An 18,204-nucleotide genomic window follows, 5' to 3' on the forward strand; every position below is an offset into this window, starting at 1 on the left:
AAATGGCCCCTGCTGCAGGGGCTGGTGTTGTCGGCAAGCCTGCTGGCTGCCTCGGTGCAGGCACAGAGCGCGCAAGGCTTCGACCTCAACCAGGCCGTGGCCCGCGCCCAGGCACTGGCCGCCAAACCCTACCAGAAGCCGGTGAGCAATCTCTCGCCGACGTTTGCGGCGATGCAGTTCGCCGATTACATGAAGATCCAGCCCAAGAGCGACAAGTTCGAATGGCGCAACCAGCCTACCCCCTTCAAGCTGGCCTTCTATCATCAGGGCATGCAGTTCAACTCGCCGGTGGCGATCCACGAAATCGTCGATGGCCGCGTACAGGATGTGGGCTACAGCACCGACCGCTTCAACTTCGGTGACCTCAATCTGGCCAAGAGCAGCACCGCCCATCTGGGTTATGCCGGCTTCCGGGTGGTCTATCCGCTCAACCGCGATGACAAGGAAGACGAGGTCATGAGCGTGCTGGGCGCCAGCTATTTCCGCGTCATCGGCAAGGGTCAGGTCTATGGCCTCTCGGCACGCGGACTGGCGATCGATACGGCCATGTTGAGCGGTGAGGAATTCCCCCGCTTCACCGAATTCTGGATCCAGCGTCCTGCCCCCGGCGACAAGCAGCTGACCTTCTATGCACTGCTGGATTCACCGCGCGCTACCGGCGCCTACAAGTTCACGCTCACGCCGGGCAAGGATGCCCTGCTCGATGTGCAGGCACGCGTGTTCCTGCGCGCCGACGTGGGCCGCCTGGGCATTGCACCGCTGACCAGCATGTTCCTCTTCGGTCCCAACCAGCAATCCTCGCGGCGCAACTTCCGTCCGGCCATCCATGATTCCAATGGCCTGGCGATCCATACCGGCAATGGTGAATGGCTGTGGCGACCGCTGAACGATCCGCAGAACGTGGAAGTGAGTTCCTTCGAGGTCAGCCATCCGCGCGGCTTCGGGCTGTTGCAGCGGGGCCGCGATTTCGCCTCCTATGAAGACCTCAAGGATCGCTACGACCTGCGTCCCTCGGCCTGGATCGAGCCCAAGGGTGACTGGGGCCGTGGTGCCGTGCAACTGGTGGAGATCCCCACCGCTGACGAGACCAACGACAACATCGTGGCCTACTGGCTGCCTGCGCAACTGCCGCCGCGCGGCACGCCGCTGGCCTATGACTACCGCATCCACTGGACCATGGATGAACCGGCCATCCTCAACAATGAAGTGGGCTGGGTCAAGCAGACCTTCCATACCGATGGCGAACTCACGCAGGCCAACCTGATCCGCGCCTTCGATGGCACCACGGCCCTGCTGGTGGATTTCACCGGCGGACCACTGGGCTCGCTGCCCGCCGGGACGACGGTTCAGCCGCAGGTGAACGTTTCCAACAATGGCGAGCTGATCGATGCCCAGCTGCAGCCCAATCCGGCCATCAATGGCTGGCGGCTGACGCTGCGGGTGAAGATTCGTAACGTTGCGCAAGCCGTGGAATTGCGCGCGGCGCTCACGGCCAATGGCAAGCCCTTGACCGAGACCTGGAGTTATCAGCTGCCGCCGCGTTCGGATGTGCAGCGGACTTTCTGATATTTCGGAAATTATTTATATCAATAAAAATGGGCTGCTCCGAATCGGGCAGCCCATTTTGTTTGGTGCATCCTGCCGGCGCGATCAGCTCTCCACCGACTCCCCGCGCAGACGCACGATCACGCCATCGAGGGCATCGAGGTCGTTGAAGTTGATGATGAGCTGGCCCTTGTTGCGGGCACCGGTCTTGATGCTGACCTGGGTGGCCAGCAGGTCCGAGAGTTCTTCTTCCAGGCGTGCGATATCGCGAGACTTGTCCTTGGCTTCGCGCGGCTTGGCGGCCTGCTCGGCGCTGGCGCGGGTGACCAGTTTCTCGGCATCGCGTACCGACATGCGCTTGGCCACGATCTGGTTGGCCAGCTGGATCTGCGTTGCCGAATCGACGGCCAGCAGCGCACGGGCGTGGCCCATGTCGATGTCACCGGCCATGAGCATGGTCTGCACCGGCTTGGCCAGGTTCAACAGGCGCAGCAGGTTGGAGACCGCACTGCGCGAGCGCCCCACGGCCAACGCGGCCTGCTCGTGCGTGAAGGCGAAATCGGTAATGAGGCGATGGATGCCCTGGGCTTCTTCCAGGGGATTCAAATCCTCGCGCTGCATGTTTTCGATCAGGGCCATGGCGGCCGTGGTCTGGTCATCCACGTTCTTGACCAGCACCGGCACCTCGGTCAGCCCGGCGATCTTGGCCGCGCGGAAGCGGCGTTCACCGGCGATGATCTCGTAGGTATCGCGACCGTTCTTCTGGCCGATGGCGCGGATCAGGATGGGTTGCAGCAGGCCCTGTTCCTTGATCGAGGCAGCCAGCTCGTTGAGCGCGCCTTCATCCATGCGGGTACGTGGCTGGTACTTGCCGGCCTGCAGTTCGGTGACCGCCATCACGGTGGGCAGACCCTGCGCGGCCTGCGCCTGGACTTCTTCGGTGATGTCGGAGGATCCGCCCAGGAGCGCGTCCAGTCCGCGTCCCAGACCCTTGGATTTTTTCGGTAAAGTTGCCATGCGATTGCCTGATGAAAAACGATGCGTAATGACGGGGCCGGTTATAGCGTCTTGATGCGCTCGACCATTTCCGCGCCGAATGCGATATAAGCCTGCGCGCCCTTGGACAGCGGATCGAAGGTCACGCCCGGCAGACCATACGAGGGCGCTTCGGCCAGCCGCACGTTGCGCGGGATGACGGTCTTGAAGACCTTGTCGCCGAAGTGCTGTTCCAGCTGGTCCGAGACCTGCTGCGACAGTGTCATGCGCGGATCGAACATCACGCGCAACAGACCAATGACCTTCAGTTCCGGGTTCAGCTTGGCGTGCACCTTCTTGATGGTGTTGACCAGGTCCGACAGCCCCTCCAATGCGTAGTACTCACACTGCATCGGAATGATGACGCCATGCGCCGAGCACAGCCCGTTCAAGGTCAGCATGGACAGTGCGGGCGGGCAATCGATGAGGATGAAGTCATAGTCCTCGGCAACCTGGGCGAAGGCCATCTTCAGGCGCGCCTCGCGCTGCTCCAGCTCGACCATTTCCACTTCGGCGCCGGCCAGTTCGCGATTGGCGGGCAACACGTCGAAGCCCCCGGCTTCGGAACGCTTGCGCACGGCACGGATGTCGGACATGCCCAGCAGCACTTCATAGATCGAGCCTTCCAGGGTCGCCTTGTTCACGCCCGAACCCATGGTGGCATTGCCCTGCGGGTCGAGGTCGGCCAGCAGCACGCGCTGGTTCAGTTGCGCCAGCCCGGCAGCGAGATTGACCGCAGTAGTGGTCTTGCCTACGCCACCTTTCTGGTTGGCGACACAAAATATTTTTGCCATATCGTTGTTATGTGAGCGTTATTGCGTGGTCAACTTGATGCCGAAACCGATCAGGAAAATACCTGCCGCGCGAGAAGCCAGCTTGGCGATGGTGCGATTGCGGGCCATGCGGCGCGCGGCGGCATTGCCGACGATGACCAGGAAGCTGCCATACAGGAAGGTGCAACTGCTGATGACTGCGCCCATCGTGAAGAAGGTCAGCGCGCCTTGCTGCGTGGCCGGATCCAGGAACAGCGGGAAGAAGGCCATGTAGAACACGATGGCTTTCGGGTTGAACAAGGTCACCAAAAAGCCGCGCCGGAAGTCTGCGGCATTGGAAAAGGGTACGACTGTACCACCGCCCTCGCCTCTTGCAAACAGGAGACGTCCGCCCAGGTAGGCCAGATAGGCCGCGCCCAGGTATTGCAGGCCGTGGAACAGCAAGGGATTGGCATGCAGCAAGGCGGCTACGCCAGCCGCGGCCAGGAACATCAGCACGATGTCGCCCAGCATGATGCCCGCCTGCGCCATGAAGCCGCCGCGCAAGCCGCCCTTGGCCGCGCAGGTGAGCATGCAGAAGGTACCGGGACCGGGCAGGAGCAGGAACACCATGGTGGCGGCGATCAGTTGCCAGATATCGGTGATGCCGAGGGAATGAAAGATCGCCTGCATGGTGGGTCTCCTTGAATGTGCGCGGCCCGGGTTGCTGCCCGGGCCGCTGGCCTGATCTCAGGTGCCGTATTACGGTTTGCTCTTGACCACCCGCGCGGTATCGAAACCTTGCTTGGTGGCGTTGTTGAGGGCGTTCTCGTATTGCTCGTCGCTGATGGTGGGCGTGCGCGAGAGAATCCACAGGTATTCGCGCGAGGGGCTGCCCACGGTGGCCAGGGTGTATTGATCGTCCAGGTCCATGATCCAGTAGTCGCCCCACACCATCGGGATCCAGGACAGCCAGGCCGGCGCAAAGCGCACTTCCAGCTTGCTGTTGTTGCTGCCCGGGACCACCCGCGCCACGCCCTTGGCTTCATCGATGCCGTCGGCCGTCTTGCAGCGGTTGACGACATCGATCATGCCATCATCGCGCGCGGAATACTCTGCGCTGGTGCCGGAAATGCACTTTTTCTGGAAGCTGTTGGGAATCTTGGCGATTTCGTACCACTTGCCGGCGTAACGCTTGAGGTCCACCGAAGCTACCGTCTTGACCTCCTGGGCATGGACGCAAGCCATGCCCAGCGCGCCATAGGCTGCCATCGAGACCATGGTGGCCACCAGGGCCCGTTTCAGTTTGTTCATCAGGTCGTTCTTTCCATGAAGATGAGATGCCGTTCAGCATCCAGGCCCGGTACCTGCAGGGGCTGCACCTGGCGCACTGTCCACCCCGCCGGCAACCGGTCGATTTCCTCTTGCGGCAGCACACCCTTGAGGGCGATGTACTGACCACCTTGTTGCAGGAGATGATTCGACCACGTCACGAAGTCCTTGAGTTCCGCAAACGCGCGCGACGTGATGACATCGTATTGTTGCTCGACAGGCAACTGCTCCACACGGGCATGCAGCACCGTGACATTGCTCAAATGCAATTGCGCCTTGACCTGGTTGAGGAAGGCGGTTTTCTTCTGCACGGTGTCGACCAGGGTGATCTGCATCTGCGGTTGCGCCTCGGCGGCCCAGATGGCCAACACGATGCCCGGCAGGCCGCCGCCCGCGCCCACGTCCAGCACGCGTCGGGCGCCGGCAAAGGCCGACATCGCCGACAGGGAATCCAGCAGATGATGCGTGACCATCTGCGCCGGGTCGCGCAAGGCAGTCAGGTTGTAGACCTTGTTCCACTTGGCCAGCAGGGCCTGGTATGCCATGAGCTTGTCGATCTGGGCATCGGAAAGCGTCAGGCCCATGGCCTGGGCGCCTTCCTTCAGGGTATGGGTCAAAAGGTTCAGGTCTGCAGTGTTGCTCATGCGTGATGCCTTGGGTTGGATCTGGTTCGAGGGCGATGCCTGGTATTTTTCTTCACGCTGCCTGGTTGTCGGCGCCGCTCGGCTGTTTCAGGCCACCCTTCTTCAGGTGCACCAGCAGCAGCGACAGCGCCGCAGGCGTCACGCCGGAAATGCGCGAGGCCTGGCCCAGGGTTTCCGGACGATGCTTGTTGAGCTTCTGGCGCACTTCGATGGACAGTGCCTTCACATCCATGTAATCGAGCTCAGCCGGCAGCTTCAGGTTCTCATTGTGATCCTGGCGGCTGATCTCGTTGGCCTGGCGGGCAATGTAACCGGCGTACTTGACCTGGATCTCGACTTGTTCGCGCACCGGACCTTCTTCGATGCCGGGGCCGGCCAGGGCTTGACCCTCGGTGCCGGTCAGGCCCATCAGACTATCGTAGGTCACGTTGGGACGGCGCAGCAGGTCCAGCAGGTTGTATTCGCGCTCGATGGCCTTGCCCAGCACACGCTCGGCTTCGACGGCCGCCAGGATGCGCGGGTTGACCCAGGTCGACTTGAGGCGTTCCATTTCACGTGAAACAGCTTCGCGCTTCTTGTCGAAGGCTTCCCATTGCGCATCGCCGACGCAGCCGAGTTCGCGGCCGATTTCGGTCAGGCGCAGGTCGGCATTGTCTTCGCGCAGAGAGAGGCGATACTCGGCGCGGCTGGTGAACATGCGGTACGGTTCCTGCACGCCCTGGGTCACCAGATCGTCGACCAGCACACCGAGGTAGGCTTCATCACGACGCGGGGTCCAGGCTTCACGGCCCTGGGTCTGCAGCGCGGCGTTGATGCCGGCCAGCATGCCCTGGGCGGCGGCTTCTTCATATCCGGTGGTGCCGTTGATCTGGCCGGCGAAGAACAGACCCTGCACCTGGCGTGTTTCCAGCGAGGACTTCAGGCCGCGCGGGTCGTAGTAGTCATATTCGATGGCATAGCCCGGACGCAGGATGTGGGCGTTTTCCATGCCCTTCATCGAGCGCACCAGTTCCAGTTGCACATCGAAAGGCAGGCTGGTGGAAATGCCGTTGGGATAGAACTCGTGGGTGGTCAGGCCCTCGGGTTCCAGGTAGATCTGGTGCGAATCCTTGCCGGCGAAACGATGGATCTTGTCCTCGATGGAAGGGCAGTAACGCGGGCCCACGCCTTCGATGACGCCGGTGTACATGGGGCTGCGATCCAGTCCGCCGCGGATGATGTCGTGGGTGCGGCTGTTGGTATGGGTGATCCAGCACGGCATCTGACGCGGGTGCATGGCGGCATCGCCCATGACGGAGAACACCGGTACCGGGTCCAGGTCGCCGGGCTGTTCTTCCAGGATCGCCAGGTTGATGGTACGGCCATCGATGCGCGGCGGCGTACCCGTCTTCAGCCGGCCTTGCGGCAGCTTCAATTCCTTCAGGCGCGCCGACAGCGACACCGCAGGCGGATCACCGGCACGGCCACCGGAATAATTGTTCAGGCCCACGTGGATCTTCCCGTCCAGGAAGGTCCCGGCAGTCAGCACCACGGCACGGCCGGCAAAGCGGATACCTGCCTGGGTGATGGCGCCCACGACGCGGTCGCCTTCCAGCATCAGGTCATCCACGGCCTGCTGGAACAGCCACAGGTTCGGCTGGTTCTCCAGGCGCGAGCGGATCGCCGCCTTGTACAGGATGCGGTCGGCCTGGGCACGGGTCGCGCGCACGGCCGGGCCCTTGGAGGAATTGAGGATACGGAACTGGATGCCCGCCTCGTCGGTGGCAATGGCCATCGCCCCACCCATGGCATCGACTTCCTTGACCAGGTGGCCCTTGCCGATCCCGCCGATGGAGGGATTGCAGGACATCTGGCCCAGGGTTTCGATGTTGTGCGTCAGGAGCAGGGTTTTCTGGCCCATGCGTGCTGCGGCCAGTGCAGCTTCGGTGCCGGCGTGACCGCCGCCAACGACGATGACGTCAAATTGTGTGGGGAATAGCATGATGCGGGCCTCGCGTAGAGGTGAGAACAGAGGCGAGATTATAAGACCTTTTATCTGACGGGGTCGGGGGTGAGGTCCTTGGCTGTTGGTTTACCGCACTTCCCTGCCCCGCTGGACACTATCGCCGGGCCAGATTGATAGCAGGAGCTGATCAATGAAACATCCACGTGAACTGTTTCACGTGAAACAGTGAGGCTGGATTTTGCCCACGAGGGCGTTATATGAATAAAAAAACGGAGCAGCGCGCTCCGTCTCTCTGGTCGGGGGCCGGTTGTTTCACGTGAAACAACCGGTGAAGTTTTCTCCCTTATTTAAGGAAGGCGTCATAGCCCGACTTGAGGATCAATGCACCCACCACCACCAGAAACAACTTGCGGACAAAAACGCTGCCATGTTTCATCGCCAGGCGGGTCCCCACCAGCGAGCCCCCAATATTGAATACCGCCATCAACAAACCCAATTGCCAGATCACATGCCCGCTATAGCCGAACCAGCACAAAGCCGCCAGATTGGTAGCAATGTTGACGAACTTGGAGACGGCAGACGCCGAAAGAAAGTCGTAGCTGAATACACGGACAAAGAGAAAGACCAGGAAACTCCCCGTCCCCGGACCGAACACCCCATCGTAGAAACCCACCGCCGCACCGATCAAGGCCGCGAACACCATTTCACGACTCCCCGTCAGGGTCGGCGCGTGGGTCGTCCCGAAATCCTTCTTCTTCAGCGTGTACAGGGCGACCGCCATCAAGATGAAGGGCAATGCCTTGCGAATGAGATCGGTCGGAATATGGGTAACGACATAAGCACCGAAAAAGGAGAAGGCAAAGGCTGCCATCGCAGCCGGTGTCACGGTACTCCAGCGCACGGCCACCTTGCGCGCAAAGTTGATCGCGGCGGCACTGGTGCCCATCACGCCGGCGACCTTGTTCGTCCCCAGCAAGGTCGCCGGGGGGGTATTGGGAAAGACCGAGAACAAGGTCGGCACCAACACCAGTCCACCTCCGCCCACCACGGCATCGATCAAGCCGGCCACGAAGGCTGCGCAGCACAACACCACATAATCGACCATCACTTGCCCTCCGCTGACGAAGTGAAGAAACAATCGGAAAAATCGGCAAAGGATGAAACAGGGCTGAACATGGGATGAGGGGGAATGGATGGACGGTGAAATGAAGAATGGAGCAGGCCGGCCACATTCTACCGCCCTGCCCCGGCTGGCATCAGCCACAGAGATGACGCTTCGCGCACTGTTGCGAAACACCTGGCTGCTGTTCTGGTTCGCCGACAATGAAGATAAAAAATTACCGCCGGGAAATCACCCCAAGGTGACTTGCCGGCGGCAGATGAAGCGTTGAAGTTCAGCGCAAGAACTAGTGCGATCCCTTGGCCTGCCCCTTGCCCATGAATGCCAGGATCTCGCCCACGATGCCCTTGCGGAAAGCCAGCACGCAAACGATGAAGATGAAGCCGGTCACAATCGTCACCGAATCTCCCAGGGTATTGAACCAGTCGATGTGGGTGACGCTGGCCAGCCAGTTGCCGATATCCCCCAGCTTGTTCTCCAACATGATGATGATGACCGCACCGACGATGGGACCGAGGATGGTGCCCAGCCCCCCCACCAGGGTCATCAGCACCACCAGGCCGGACATGCTCCAGTGCACGTCGGTCAGGGTCTCGAAGCCCAGCACCAGGGTCTTGGTGGCCCCCGCCAGCCCGGACAGGCCAGCCGAGAGCACAAAGGCCAGCAGCTTGTAGCGGGCCACGTCATAGCCCAGCGAGACGGCACGCGGCTCGTTCTCCTTGATCGCCTTCAAGACCTGACCGAAGGGCGAATGGATGGTCCGCACGATCAGCGCAAAGCCCGCCACGGCGATAACCAGCACGACGTAGTACAGGGTCATGTCGTTTTCCAGGTTCAGGAAACCCAGCAGCTTGCCGCGCGGCACGCCCTGCAAGCCATCCTCACCGCCCGTAAACGGCAGCTGCAAGGCCACGAAGAACAGCATCTGCGCCAGCGCCAGGGTAATCATGGTGAAGTAGATGCCCTGACGACGGATCGCCAGCAAGCCCATGACCAGGCCGATCAAGGCACCGGTCAGGGTACCGATGATCAGACCCAGTTCGGTCGGCAAACCCCACACCTTCAGCGCCTGGCCGCACAGGTAGCCGGCCCAGCCCAGGAAGGCAGCATGACCGAAAGACAACAGGCCGGTATAACCGATGAGCAGGTTAAAGGCGCAGGCGAACAGCGCAAAGCACAGCATCTTCATCAGGAACACCGGGTAGATGCCGAACGGTGCCGCCAACAACAATATTAGTAAAACAGCAATTCCGATTTTCTTGTTCATGCCGGTCTCCGATTATTTCTCTTTGCCGAACAGGCCGGCCGGACGGACCATCAGGACGATGGCCATGATGATGAAGACCACGGTGGCCGACAGCTCCGGGTAGAACACCCGGGTCAGGCCCTCGACCAGGCCCAGCATCAGGCCCGTGATGATGGAACCGAGGATGGAGCCCATGCCGCCGATCACCACCACCGCGAAGACGGTAATGATGAGGTTGGAACCCATCAGCGGCGAAACCTGGATCACGGGTGCGGCCAGCACGCCGGCAAAGGCGGCCAGCGCCACGCCGAAGCCGTAAGTCAGGGTCACCATGAGCGGCACGTTGATGCCGAAGGCTTCCACCAGCTTGGGGTTCTCGGTGCCGGCGCGCAGATAGGCGCCCAGGCGGGTCTTCTCGATCACGAACCAGGTAGCGAAGCAGATCACCAGCGAGGCCACCACGACCCAGGCGCGATAGTTGGGCAGCACCATGAAGCCGAGATTGGTCGCCCCCTGCAGCAGGTCAGGCACCGAATAAGGCTGGCCCGAGACGCCATAGATGGAGCGGAAGATACCCTCGACCATCAGCGTGATGCCGAAGGTCAGCAAGAGGCCATAGAGGTGATCCAGCTTGTAGAGCCAGCGCAGCATGGTCTTTTCGATGACGATGCCGAAGGCGCCCACCAGGATCGGTGCGAGGATGAGCATGACCCAGTAGTTGAGCCCGAAATAGCTCATGCCCATCCAGGCCAGGAAAGCGCCCAGCATGTAGAGCGTGCCGTGCGCGAAGTTGATCACGTTGAGCAAGCCGAAGATCACCGCCAGACCCAGCGAGAGCATGGCGTAGAAGGAGCCGTTGACCAGGCCCAGCAGCAGCTGGCTCAACAAGGCTTGCAGGGGTATGCCGAATAGTTCCATAAAAACCCGTTCATCCAGATGGGTAAAAAACGCCATCGCTTACAGCAAAAATCTGCCATCCCCGCGTGAACAGAAATGACAGATTTTGCTGGGCTGTGCGATGGCCTTACTGCTACGGTGCTACGCCTTGCTTACTTCCAGGCCGCGCACTTGGACTCGGCCTTGGTGGTCCAGGCCTGCTCGGCAGGGATGGTCTGCACCAGCTTGTAGTAGTCCCACGGATACTTCGATTCCGACGGTGCCTTGACCTGATACAGGTACATGTCGTGGACCACGCGGCCATCGGCACGCAGGTAGCCGTTCTTCTGGTACATGTCGTTGAACTTGGTCTTGCGCATGGCCGCCAGCACCTTGTCGGAGTCATCGCTGCCGATTTCCTTGACGATCTTCAGGTACTGCAGCGCAGCCGAATAGTCAGCCGCTTGCAGGGAGGACGGCATCTTCTTGCGCTCGGCAAAGTAACGCTTGGCGAAGGCGCGGGTCTCGTCGTTGGTGTCCCAGTACCAGCTGTCGGTCAGGTACAGACCTTCGGTGTTCTTCAGGGTCAGCGAATGCACGTCGTTGATGAACACCAGCAGGCCGGCCAGCTTGGCGGTCTTGGTGATGCCGAACTCGTTGGCGGCCTTCACCGAGTTGATGAAGTCGCCACCGGCGTTGGCCAGGCCGATGATCTGGGCCTTGGAGCTCTGTGCCTGCAGCAGGAAGGAGGAGAAGTCCGACGCGCCCAGCGGGTGCTTGACCGAACCCACCACGGTGCCGCCGGAAGCCTTCACGACGTTGGCGGTATCGGATTCCAGCGAGTGGCCGAAGGCATAGTCGGCTGTCAGGAAGAACCAGCTCTTGCCGCCCTGCTTGACCACGGCCGAACCGGTACCCTTGGCCAGGGCCACGGTGTCATAGGCGTAGTGCACGGTGTAGGGCGAGCATTCTTCGTTGGTCAGACGGGCCGAGCCGGCACCGACCTGCATGTAGACCTTCTTCTTTTCGGCGGCGACCTTGGCGCTGGCCAAGGCAGTGCCGGAGTTGGTACCACCGATGAGCATATCCACGCCCTGCTGGTCGAACCATTCACGGGCCTTGCTGGCGGCCACGTCGGCCTTGTTCTGGTGATCGGCGACCAGCAGTTCGATCTTCTTGCCGTTGATCGCACCGCCCATGTCGGCGATGGCCATCTTGATGGCTTCCGCACCACCCTGGCCGTCGATGTCCGAATACACACCCGAGATATCGGTGATGAAACCGATCTTGATCACATCACCCGAGATCTGTGCCGAAGCCGGCGCGGTCGCGAATGCCGCAGCGGCTGCGGTGACGGCCAGTGCCATTGCCTTGAGTTTCATTTTTCATCTCCTCTGTTTTGAAGCCCGCTTGATGATTTCGATGCGAGACAACTTGGTGGAACGGGGAGAGGGTCGCTCACCCCCGCGGACGTACTTGTTGCCAGTACTTCTTCTAGTCGTGAAGCTGGTGATACCGGAAAAATCGGGACAGTCGCTCGGGCAGCAACACAGGCTGCCCGGGCGCGATGCTCATACGCCGAGCAGTTCGTTCAAGGTCTGCATCTTTGCTTCCAGCTGCGAGGAAGCGAAGGACTCGACGATCTGGCCGTGTTCCATCACATAGAAACGATCGGCCAGGGGAGCGGCGAAGCGGAAGTTCTGCTCGACCATGACGATGGTGTAGCCCTTGGCCTTGAGCGTGGTGATCATGCGCGCCAGAGCCTGCACGATGACCGGGGCCAGGCCTTCGGAAATCTCATCGAGCAACAGCAGGCGCGCACCCGTACGCAGGATGCGGGCCACCGCCAGCATCTGCTGTTCACCACCGGACAGACGCGTGCCCTGGCTGTTGCGACGCTCCTTCAGGTTGGGGAACATCTCGTAGATCTCGTCGATGGACATGCCTTTGTCCGTCTTTGAAACAAAGGGCGGCAGCATCAGGTTTTCTTCGGCCGAGAGCGAGGAGAAGATGCCCCGCTCTTCCGGGCAGTAGCCCACGCCGTGGTGGGCGATCTTGTGCGTGGCCAGGTTGATGGTTTCCTGGCCGTTGATCTTGATCGATCCCTTGCGGGTACCGACCAGTCCCATGATGGAACGCATCGTGGTGGTACGACCGGCGCCATTGCGGCCCAACAGCGTCACCACCTCGCCCTGGTGGACGTTGAGGTTGACGTTGTGCAGGATGTGCGATTCACCGTACCAGGATTGCAGATCGCTGATCTGCAGCACCAGCGGTGCGGAAGAAGAAGACGTGGTCATGGCATCAGCATTCAGGGTGGCGGTGCTCATCAGTGGGCCCCTTGCAGTTCGACCGAGGTGCTGCCCATGTAGGCTTCCATCACCTGCGGATTGCGCGAGACTTCTTCGTAGCTGCCTTCAGCCAGCAGCGCACCCCGTTGCAGCACGCTGATGCGGTCGCAGATGCCGGAGATCACGCTCATGTTGTGCTCCACCATGAGGATGGTGCGACCGGCCGAGACCTTCTTGATCAGGGCGGTGACACGGTCCACGTCTTCATGGCCCATGCCCTGGGTCGGTTCGTCCAGCAACATCAGTTCCGGTTCCATGGCCAGCGTCGTGGCAATCTCCAGCGCACGCTTGCGACCGTAGGGCAAGTCCACCGTGGTGGTGCGGGCAAAACTGGTCAGGTCCACTTCGTCGAGCAACTGCATGGCGCGCTCGTCGAGCTGCTTCAGGCTCTCGCCGTTCTTCCAGAAATGAAACGAAGTACCGAGCTTGCGTTGCAGGCCGATGCGCACGTTTTCCAGCACGCTCATGTGCGGGAAGACAGCGGAAATCTGGAAGGAACGAATGATACCCTGACGCGCAATCTGCGCGGGTGCATCCATGGTGATGTCTTTGCCGTTGAACAGGATCTGGCCCGAAGTCGGTACCAGGAACTTGGTCAGCAAGTTGAAGCACGTGGTCTTGCCGGCACCGTTGGGGCCGATCAAGGCATGAATGTGACCGCGCTCAATTTGCAGGTTGACCGCGCTTACTGCCGTGAAACCCTTGAATTCCTTCGTCAGGTTTCGTGTCTCCAGAATGACGTCTGTCATGGTCTCTTCTTTCCCTTTGATGCCCGCGCCGGTGGGTCCGGTCGTCAAGGCCTGCCTGCTGCGGATCATCTGAATCTTTTGGATTCAGGAACCGCCCTTAATGACTGGCGAATCGAGAAGCTCGTTTTAATATTTGGCGCATAGTAGCCGGTTCGTACCATTCATACAATACGTATAAGTACCGTATGGTTCAGCACCTGAGAATTGCCGTTTTATGCCCGGGAAAGCAGGCTGGAAGCGACTTTCTCGGCGATCATGACGGTCGGCGAATTGGTGTTGCCGGAGGTGATGGAGGGCATCACGGAGGCATCGGCCACGCTCAGTCCTGACACGCCGCGCACCCGGCATTGGGCGTCGACCACGGCCATCGCGTCATCGCTGCGCCCCATGCGACAGGTGCCCACCGGATGGAAGATGGTGGTGCCCACATCGCCGGCAGCGCGATACAAATCCGCTTCACTTTCATACTGCGTACCGGGCTTGTATTCCTCGGGCCGATAGCGCGCCAGTGCAGGCGAGGCCGCGATGCGACGGGTCAGGCGCAACGCATTGGCGGCGACCTGGAGATCTTCTTCGGTGGAGAGATAGTTGGTGGTGATGCGGGGCGCCAGTGCGTGATCAGTCGAGGCCAGGCGCACATGACCGCGCGAGGTCGGACGCAAATTGCACACGCTGGCGGTGAAGGCCGGGAAGGCATGCAGCGGATCACCGAATTTTTCCAGTGACAACGGCTGCACGTGGTACTGCAGATTGGCGCTGCTCTGCCGGGCGTCGGACTTGGCGAAGGCGCCCAGCTGCGAAGGCGCCATCGACATCGGACCGCTTTGCATGAGCAGGTATTCCAGCCCTATCCTCATCTTGCCGACCAGGGTCGAGGCCATGGCGTTGAGCGTCTTGACGCCATCGACCTTGAAGACCATGCGCATCTGCAGGTGATCCTGCAGGTTCTCGCCTACGCCCGGCAACGCATGCTGCACGGGAATCTGGTGCTGCTGCAACAGGACCGGATCGGCGATACCCGACATCTGCAGGATGTGCGGCGAACCAATGGCACCGGCGCACAGGATGGTCTCCTTGGCCTCGGCAAACCAGGCACTGCCGCCCCCGGTGAATTCGACACCGGTGCACACCGGTCCCTGCTCGCCCTGCTCCATGCGCAGGCGGCTCACGTGGGAGCCGGTCATGATGGTGAGGTTGCCATCCTTCATGGCAGGCCGCAGGAAGGCTTTGGACGCGTTCCAGCGCACGCCGCGCTTCTGGTTGACGTCGAAGTAGCCAGAGCCCTCGTTGTCGCCGCAGTTGAAGTCCTCGACCTTGGGAATGCCATTCTCGGCGGCCGCATCGCGGAAGGCATCGAGGATGTCCCAGCGCAGGCGCTGTTTCTCCACGCGCCATTCACCGCCGGCACCGTGGAACTGGCTGGCACCGAGATGGTAGTCCTCACTCTTCTTGAACAGCGGCAGGACGTTCTGCCAGCGCCAGCTGTCGTCGCCCGTGACCTCGGCCCAGTGATCGTAATCACGCGCCTGACCACGCATGTAGATCATGCCGTTGATGGAGGAGCAGCCCCCCAACACCTTGCCGCGCGGGTAGATCAGGCTGCGGCCGTTGAGACCAGGATCGGCCTCGGTGCGAAACATCCAGTCGGTACGCGGATTGTTGATGCAGTAGAGATAGCCCACCGGAATATGGATCCAGATGTAGTCGTCCTTGGCCCCCGCTTCGATGAGCAGCACCTTCTTGCCGGTCTGGCGCGAGAGCCGGTTGGCCATGACGCAACCGGCGGTGCCGGCGCCAATGATGATGTAGTCGTATTGCCCTGCCGATTGCATGGTGTCTCCGCTTGCTTGTTCTTGTGGTCTTGTGGTCTGCTGCCGCCCCCTGCCCCGGAGAGGAAGCGGCCAGCGCCCTGCTTACTTCGCCACCGGCATGGTGAACTCCGCCCCCTTGCCGATGGTGGCCGACCAGCGCTGCATGATGGACTTGTAGCGCGTATAGAAGCGGATGCCCTCTTCGCCATAGGCATGGGTATCACCGAAGAGCGAACGCTTCCAGCCACCGAAGGAATGCCAGGCCATCGGCACCGGAATGGGCACGTTGATGCCGACCATACCGACCTGGATGCGGCGCGAGAACTCATGCGCCGTATTGCCGTCGGCGGTGAAGAGCGAGACGCCATTGCCGTATTCATGAGCATTGATCAGTTGCACGGCCGAGGCGAAGTCCGGCACGCGCACCACACACAGCACGGGACCGAAGATTTCTTCCTGGTAGATCTTCATGTCGGTCGTGACATTGTCAAACAGCGTGCCGCCAATGAAGAATCCTTCCTCGTGGCCCGGCACCTTCAGGCCACGGCCATCGACCAGCAGCCTGGCACCGGCGTCCACCCCGCTCTGGATGTAGCCTTCGACCTTGGCCTTGTGGGCAGCAGTGACCAGCGGCCCCATCTCGGCATCGTCTTCCATGCCGTTCTTGACCTTGAGCGCTTTGACGCGCGGGATCAGGGCATCGACCAGCTTGTCGGCCACGCTGCCCACGGCCACCGCCACCGAGATCGCCATGCAGCGCTCGCCGGCCGATCCGTAGGCCGCACCGATGAGAGCATCGACGGCCTGGTCCAGATTGGCGTCCGGCATCACCACCAGGTGGTTCTTGGCACCGCCCAGGGCCTGGGCACGCAGCGGGAAGGTCCCGGCGCGCTCGGTGGCCTTGCGGTAAATGTATTCGGCAATCGGGGTGGACCCCACGAAGGACACCGCCTGCACGTCCGGATGTTCCAGCAGTGCATCCACGGCCACCTTGTCCCCCTGGACCACGTTGAAGACGCCATCGGGCAGGCCGGCGCGCTTGAACAGTTCGGCCAGCATCAGCGAGGGCGAAGGATCGCGCTCGGAGGGCTTCAACACGAAGCTGTTGCCGGTGGCGATGGCCACGGGCGCCATCCACAGCGGCACCATCACCGGGAAGTTGAACGGGGTGATGCCGGCCGTCACGCCCAGGGGCTGACGCAGGTTCCAGTTGTCGATGCCGCCGCCGATGTTGTCGGTGAACTGGGTCTTCAACAGTTGCGGGATGCCGGTGGCAAATTCGACGATCTCCAGACCGCGCGTGACCTCCCCTTTCGCATCCGAAAACACCTTGCCATGTTCCAGCGTGATGGCCTTGGCCAGGGCATCGTGGTTCTGCTCGATCAGTTCCTTGAACTTGAACAGCACCCGCGCACGCTTCAAGGGCGCCGTCTCGGCCCAGGCCGGGGCGGCAGCACTGGCGGCGGCCACCGCCGCATTGACCTCCTGCACCGAAGCCAGCGCGACCTTGGCCGTAACCGCGCCCGTGGCCGGGTTGAAGACGTCCTGGCTGCGACCGCTCTCGGAGCGGGAAATCTGGCCATTGATGAAGTGATCGATGTGCGGGCGGCTCATAAGGTTTCCTTTGGTGTTTTGGAGAATGGTGGACGGCGCTGTCTCCTGCGCCCTCCTGCAAGCGGGCCAGTCCGTCATCATGACGGGTCCATGGCGTGGAAGAGCAAGAATAGTCGTCTGCCCGCAGCACATCCAATGAGGAATTATCAAGAGCAATATAAAGATTGCTTATAATCTGGACTTTCTTGTACACACGCTACCCACAAGATCCTCACAAGCTGTACACCGGGATATCCACCGGTTTATCCACATCCAGCAAGGACAAGAAGAGGGATCAAAGGCGGGAGAAGACGATGGATCTCACCCAGTTACGCGCATTTATTGCAGTTGCCCATGAAGGTAACCTGACCCGGGCAGCCGAGAAGCTGCATCTGACTCAACCGGCCGTGAGCCTGCAGATCAAGGCCTTGCAGGAAAGTCTGGGCATTGCCTTGTTCAATCGGAGTGCATCCGGCATGGTCCTCACCGGCGAGGGCAATGCCCTGCTGCCGCTGGCCGAGCGCGTGCTGGCCGATGTCCAGGCATTGCGGCGCCAGGCGACCGACCTGCGTTCGAACGACAACATTGTTTCCGGCACCCTGGCCATCGGGACCATTCTGGATCCGGAATTCATTCGCCTCGGCGCCTTTCTGAAATTGCTGGTGGAACGCCATCCACAATTGTCGACCCAGCTGTCCCACCACATGTCGGGTTCGGTGCTCAACGAAGTCAGGGCTGGCCGTCTGGACGTGGGCTTTTTCCTGGGCGACCCCGGCAAGGGGTTTCATGCCATGACGCTGACCTCCTTCAGCTACAACGTCATTGCACCAGCCGGTTGGAAGAACCGCGTATCGGGCAAGGGCTGGAAGGAACTGGCGCGCCTGCCATGGATATGGACTCCGGCAGAATCCGCACATCATCGTCTATTAAGCAAGATCTTCGCGCAACATCAGGTAAAGCCGCAGACTGTTGCCCTCGTCGACCAGGAGTCGTCGATGCTAGATCTGGTCAAATCAGGGGTGGGCCTGTCACTGGCGCGCGAGTCGATCGCACTCAACCAGGCACACGCCCACGGGCTGGTGATCGCCGATGCAGTCGATCTGTCGACTGAACTGAGCTTCATTACATTAGAAAAAAGACAACATGAGGCTGCCATCAGGGCGGTTTTCCAGCTGTTGCAGCAAGTCTGGCAATCGTAAGTCTGC

The 18,204-nt window shown here is 61.1% G+C and carries 17 protein-coding genes; 3 read left to right on the top strand and 14 right to left on the bottom strand.

The window, feature by feature from the left end:
- The first annotated feature begins 9 nt into the window (after window positions 1-9).
- Complete coding sequence (locus GWL_RS20195) at window positions 10-1,566, top strand: glucan biosynthesis protein G (protein ID WP_081486121.1); 1,557 nt, start codon at window positions 10-12, stop codon at window positions 1,564-1,566.
- 84 nt (window positions 1,567-1,650) lie between these two features.
- Here GWL_RS20195 and GWL_RS20200 read toward each other — a convergent pair whose 3' ends face one another.
- From GWL_RS20200 to GWL_RS20230, 7 genes are all read right to left on the bottom strand, one after another.
- Window positions 1,651-2,562, bottom strand: a complete 912-nt coding sequence (locus tag GWL_RS20200) for a ParB/RepB/Spo0J family partition protein (protein ID WP_008333870.1) — start codon at window positions 2,560-2,562, stop codon at window positions 1,651-1,653.
- A 41-nt stretch (window positions 2,563-2,603) separates the two neighbouring features.
- Window positions 2,604-3,374: a ParA family protein gene (locus GWL_RS20205; RefSeq protein ID WP_008333877.1), complete on the bottom strand. Its 771-nt coding sequence runs from the start codon at window positions 3,372-3,374 to the stop codon at window positions 2,604-2,606.
- A gap of 18 nt (window positions 3,375-3,392) precedes the next feature.
- Window positions 3,393-4,025, bottom strand: coding sequence for a leucine efflux protein LeuE (gene leuE, locus GWL_RS20210; RefSeq protein ID WP_008333879.1), 633 nt, complete (start codon window positions 4,023-4,025; stop codon window positions 3,393-3,395).
- A 69-nt stretch (window positions 4,026-4,094) separates the two neighbouring features.
- Complete coding sequence (locus GWL_RS20215; protein ID WP_008333880.1) at window positions 4,095-4,646, bottom strand: lipocalin family protein; 552 nt, start codon at window positions 4,644-4,646, stop codon at window positions 4,095-4,097.
- On the bottom strand, window positions 4,646-5,308 hold the full coding sequence (rsmG, locus tag GWL_RS20220; protein ID WP_008333882.1) for a 16S rRNA (guanine(527)-N(7))-methyltransferase RsmG: 663 nt from the start codon (window positions 5,306-5,308) through the stop codon (window positions 4,646-4,648). The genes GWL_RS20215 and rsmG overlap by 1 nt, the downstream gene beginning before the upstream one ends.
- A 52-nt stretch (window positions 5,309-5,360) precedes the next feature.
- Window positions 5,361-7,289, bottom strand: a complete 1,929-nt coding sequence (mnmG, locus tag GWL_RS20225; protein ID WP_008333884.1) for a tRNA uridine-5-carboxymethylaminomethyl(34) synthesis enzyme MnmG — start codon at window positions 7,287-7,289, stop codon at window positions 5,361-5,363.
- A 307-nt stretch (window positions 7,290-7,596) separates the two neighbouring features.
- A complete protein-coding gene (locus tag GWL_RS20230) occupies window positions 7,597-8,358 on the bottom strand; it encodes a TSUP family transporter (protein WP_008333886.1) in 762 nt (253 codons plus the stop codon).
- A 100-nt stretch (window positions 8,359-8,458) separates the two neighbouring features.
- Between GWL_RS20230 and GWL_RS23530 the strand changes: the two genes are divergently transcribed.
- The gene (locus GWL_RS23530) at window positions 8,459-8,644 is read left to right on the top strand and encodes a hypothetical protein (RefSeq protein WP_157174295.1); all 186 of its coding nucleotides are present in this window, start codon (window positions 8,459-8,461) and stop codon (window positions 8,642-8,644) included.
- Between the two features lie 15 nt (window positions 8,645-8,659).
- On the opposite strand, the gene GWL_RS20235 is transcribed toward GWL_RS23530, so the two are convergent.
- The 7 genes from GWL_RS20235 to GWL_RS20265 all read right to left on the bottom strand — a co-directional run bounded on the left by GWL_RS20235 (window position 8,660) and on the right by GWL_RS20265 (window position 17,020).
- Complete coding sequence (locus tag GWL_RS20235) at window positions 8,660-9,640, bottom strand: branched-chain amino acid ABC transporter permease (protein ID WP_008333895.1); 981 nt, start codon at window positions 9,638-9,640, stop codon at window positions 8,660-8,662.
- A 12-nt stretch (window positions 9,641-9,652) separates the two neighbouring features.
- The gene (locus GWL_RS20240; RefSeq protein ID WP_008333897.1) at window positions 9,653-10,537 is read right to left on the bottom strand and encodes a branched-chain amino acid ABC transporter permease; all 885 of its coding nucleotides are present in this window, start codon (window positions 10,535-10,537) and stop codon (window positions 9,653-9,655) included.
- 131 nt (window positions 10,538-10,668) lie between these two features.
- The gene (locus tag GWL_RS20245; RefSeq protein WP_008333899.1) at window positions 10,669-11,877 is read right to left on the bottom strand and encodes an ABC transporter substrate-binding protein; all 1,209 of its coding nucleotides are present in this window, start codon (window positions 11,875-11,877) and stop codon (window positions 10,669-10,671) included.
- Between the two features lie 189 nt (window positions 11,878-12,066).
- Window positions 12,067-12,795 carry an ABC transporter ATP-binding protein gene (locus GWL_RS20250; protein WP_034351713.1) on the bottom strand — a complete coding sequence of 243 codons (729 nt, stop codon included), beginning with the start codon at window positions 12,793-12,795 and terminating at the stop codon, window positions 12,067-12,069.
- 29 nt (window positions 12,796-12,824) lie between these two features.
- Window positions 12,825-13,595, bottom strand: coding sequence for an ABC transporter ATP-binding protein (locus GWL_RS20255; RefSeq protein WP_034351715.1), 771 nt, complete (start codon window positions 13,593-13,595; stop codon window positions 12,825-12,827).
- Window positions 13,596-13,807: 212 nt separating this feature from the next.
- Window positions 13,808-15,427 (bottom strand): GMC family oxidoreductase, encoded by a 1,620-nt coding sequence (locus tag GWL_RS20260; protein WP_008333904.1) that lies wholly within the window; start codon window positions 15,425-15,427, stop codon window positions 13,808-13,810.
- An 81-nt stretch (window positions 15,428-15,508) separates the two neighbouring features.
- Entirely contained in the window at window positions 15,509-17,020 is a 1,512-nt protein-coding gene (locus tag GWL_RS20265) for a CoA-acylating methylmalonate-semialdehyde dehydrogenase (protein ID WP_008333908.1), read from the bottom strand.
- Between the two features lie 293 nt (window positions 17,021-17,313).
- On the opposite strand from GWL_RS20265, the gene GWL_RS20270 reads away from it, so the two are divergent.
- Window positions 17,314-18,198, top strand: coding sequence for a LysR family transcriptional regulator (locus GWL_RS20270; RefSeq protein ID WP_008333910.1), 885 nt, complete (start codon window positions 17,314-17,316; stop codon window positions 18,196-18,198).
- Window positions 18,199-18,204 lie beyond the last annotated feature (6 nt).

Source organism: Herbaspirillum sp. GW103, assembly GCF_000261365.1.
Lineage (GTDB): Bacteria > Pseudomonadota > Gammaproteobacteria > Burkholderiales > Burkholderiaceae_D > Herbaspirillum.

What these genes read in the sequence shown, in the direction of transcription:
- GWL_RS20265 (WP_008333908.1), bottom strand. Translation starts at nt 17,020, where the DNA reads ATGAGCCGCCCGCACATCGATCACTTCATCAATGGCCAGATTTCCCGC.
- GWL_RS20250 (WP_034351713.1), bottom strand. Translation starts at nt 12,795, where the DNA reads ATGACCACGTCTTCTTCTTCCGCACCGCTGGTGCTGCAGATCAGCGAT.
- GWL_RS20230 (WP_008333886.1), bottom strand. Translation starts at nt 8,358, where the DNA reads ATGGTCGATTATGTGGTGTTGTGCTGCGCAGCCTTCGTGGCCGGCTTG.
- GWL_RS23530 (WP_157174295.1), top strand. Translation starts at nt 8,459, where the DNA reads ATGAAGAATGGAGCAGGCCGGCCACATTCTACCGCCCTGCCCCGGCTG.
- GWL_RS20205 (WP_008333877.1), bottom strand. Translation starts at nt 3,374, where the DNA reads ATGGCAAAAATATTTTGTGTCGCCAACCAGAAAGGTGGCGTAGGCAAG.
- rsmG (WP_008333882.1), bottom strand. Translation starts at nt 5,308, where the DNA reads ATGAGCAACACTGCAGACCTGAACCTTTTGACCCATACCCTGAAGGAA.
- GWL_RS20200 (WP_008333870.1), bottom strand. Translation starts at nt 2,562, where the DNA reads ATGGCAACTTTACCGAAAAAATCCAAGGGTCTGGGACGCGGACTGGAC.
- GWL_RS20235 (WP_008333895.1), bottom strand. Translation starts at nt 9,640, where the DNA reads ATGAACAAGAAAATCGGAATTGCTGTTTTACTAATATTGTTGTTGGCG.
- mnmG (WP_008333884.1), bottom strand. Translation starts at nt 7,289, where the DNA reads ATGCTATTCCCCACACAATTTGACGTCATCGTCGTTGGCGGCGGTCAC.
- GWL_RS20260 (WP_008333904.1), bottom strand. Translation starts at nt 15,427, where the DNA reads ATGCAATCGGCAGGGCAATACGACTACATCATCATTGGCGCCGGCACC.
- leuE (WP_008333879.1), bottom strand. Translation starts at nt 4,025, where the DNA reads ATGCAGGCGATCTTTCATTCCCTCGGCATCACCGATATCTGGCAACTG.
- GWL_RS20215 (WP_008333880.1), bottom strand. Translation starts at nt 4,646, where the DNA reads ATGAACAAACTGAAACGGGCCCTGGTGGCCACCATGGTCTCGATGGCA.
- GWL_RS20240 (WP_008333897.1), bottom strand. Translation starts at nt 10,537, where the DNA reads ATGGAACTATTCGGCATACCCCTGCAAGCCTTGTTGAGCCAGCTGCTG.
- GWL_RS20245 (WP_008333899.1), bottom strand. Translation starts at nt 11,877, where the DNA reads ATGAAACTCAAGGCAATGGCACTGGCCGTCACCGCAGCCGCTGCGGCA.
- GWL_RS20255 (WP_034351715.1), bottom strand. Translation starts at nt 13,595, where the DNA reads ATGACAGACGTCATTCTGGAGACACGAAACCTGACGAAGGAATTCAAG.
- GWL_RS20270 (WP_008333910.1), top strand. Translation starts at nt 17,314, where the DNA reads ATGGATCTCACCCAGTTACGCGCATTTATTGCAGTTGCCCATGAAGGT.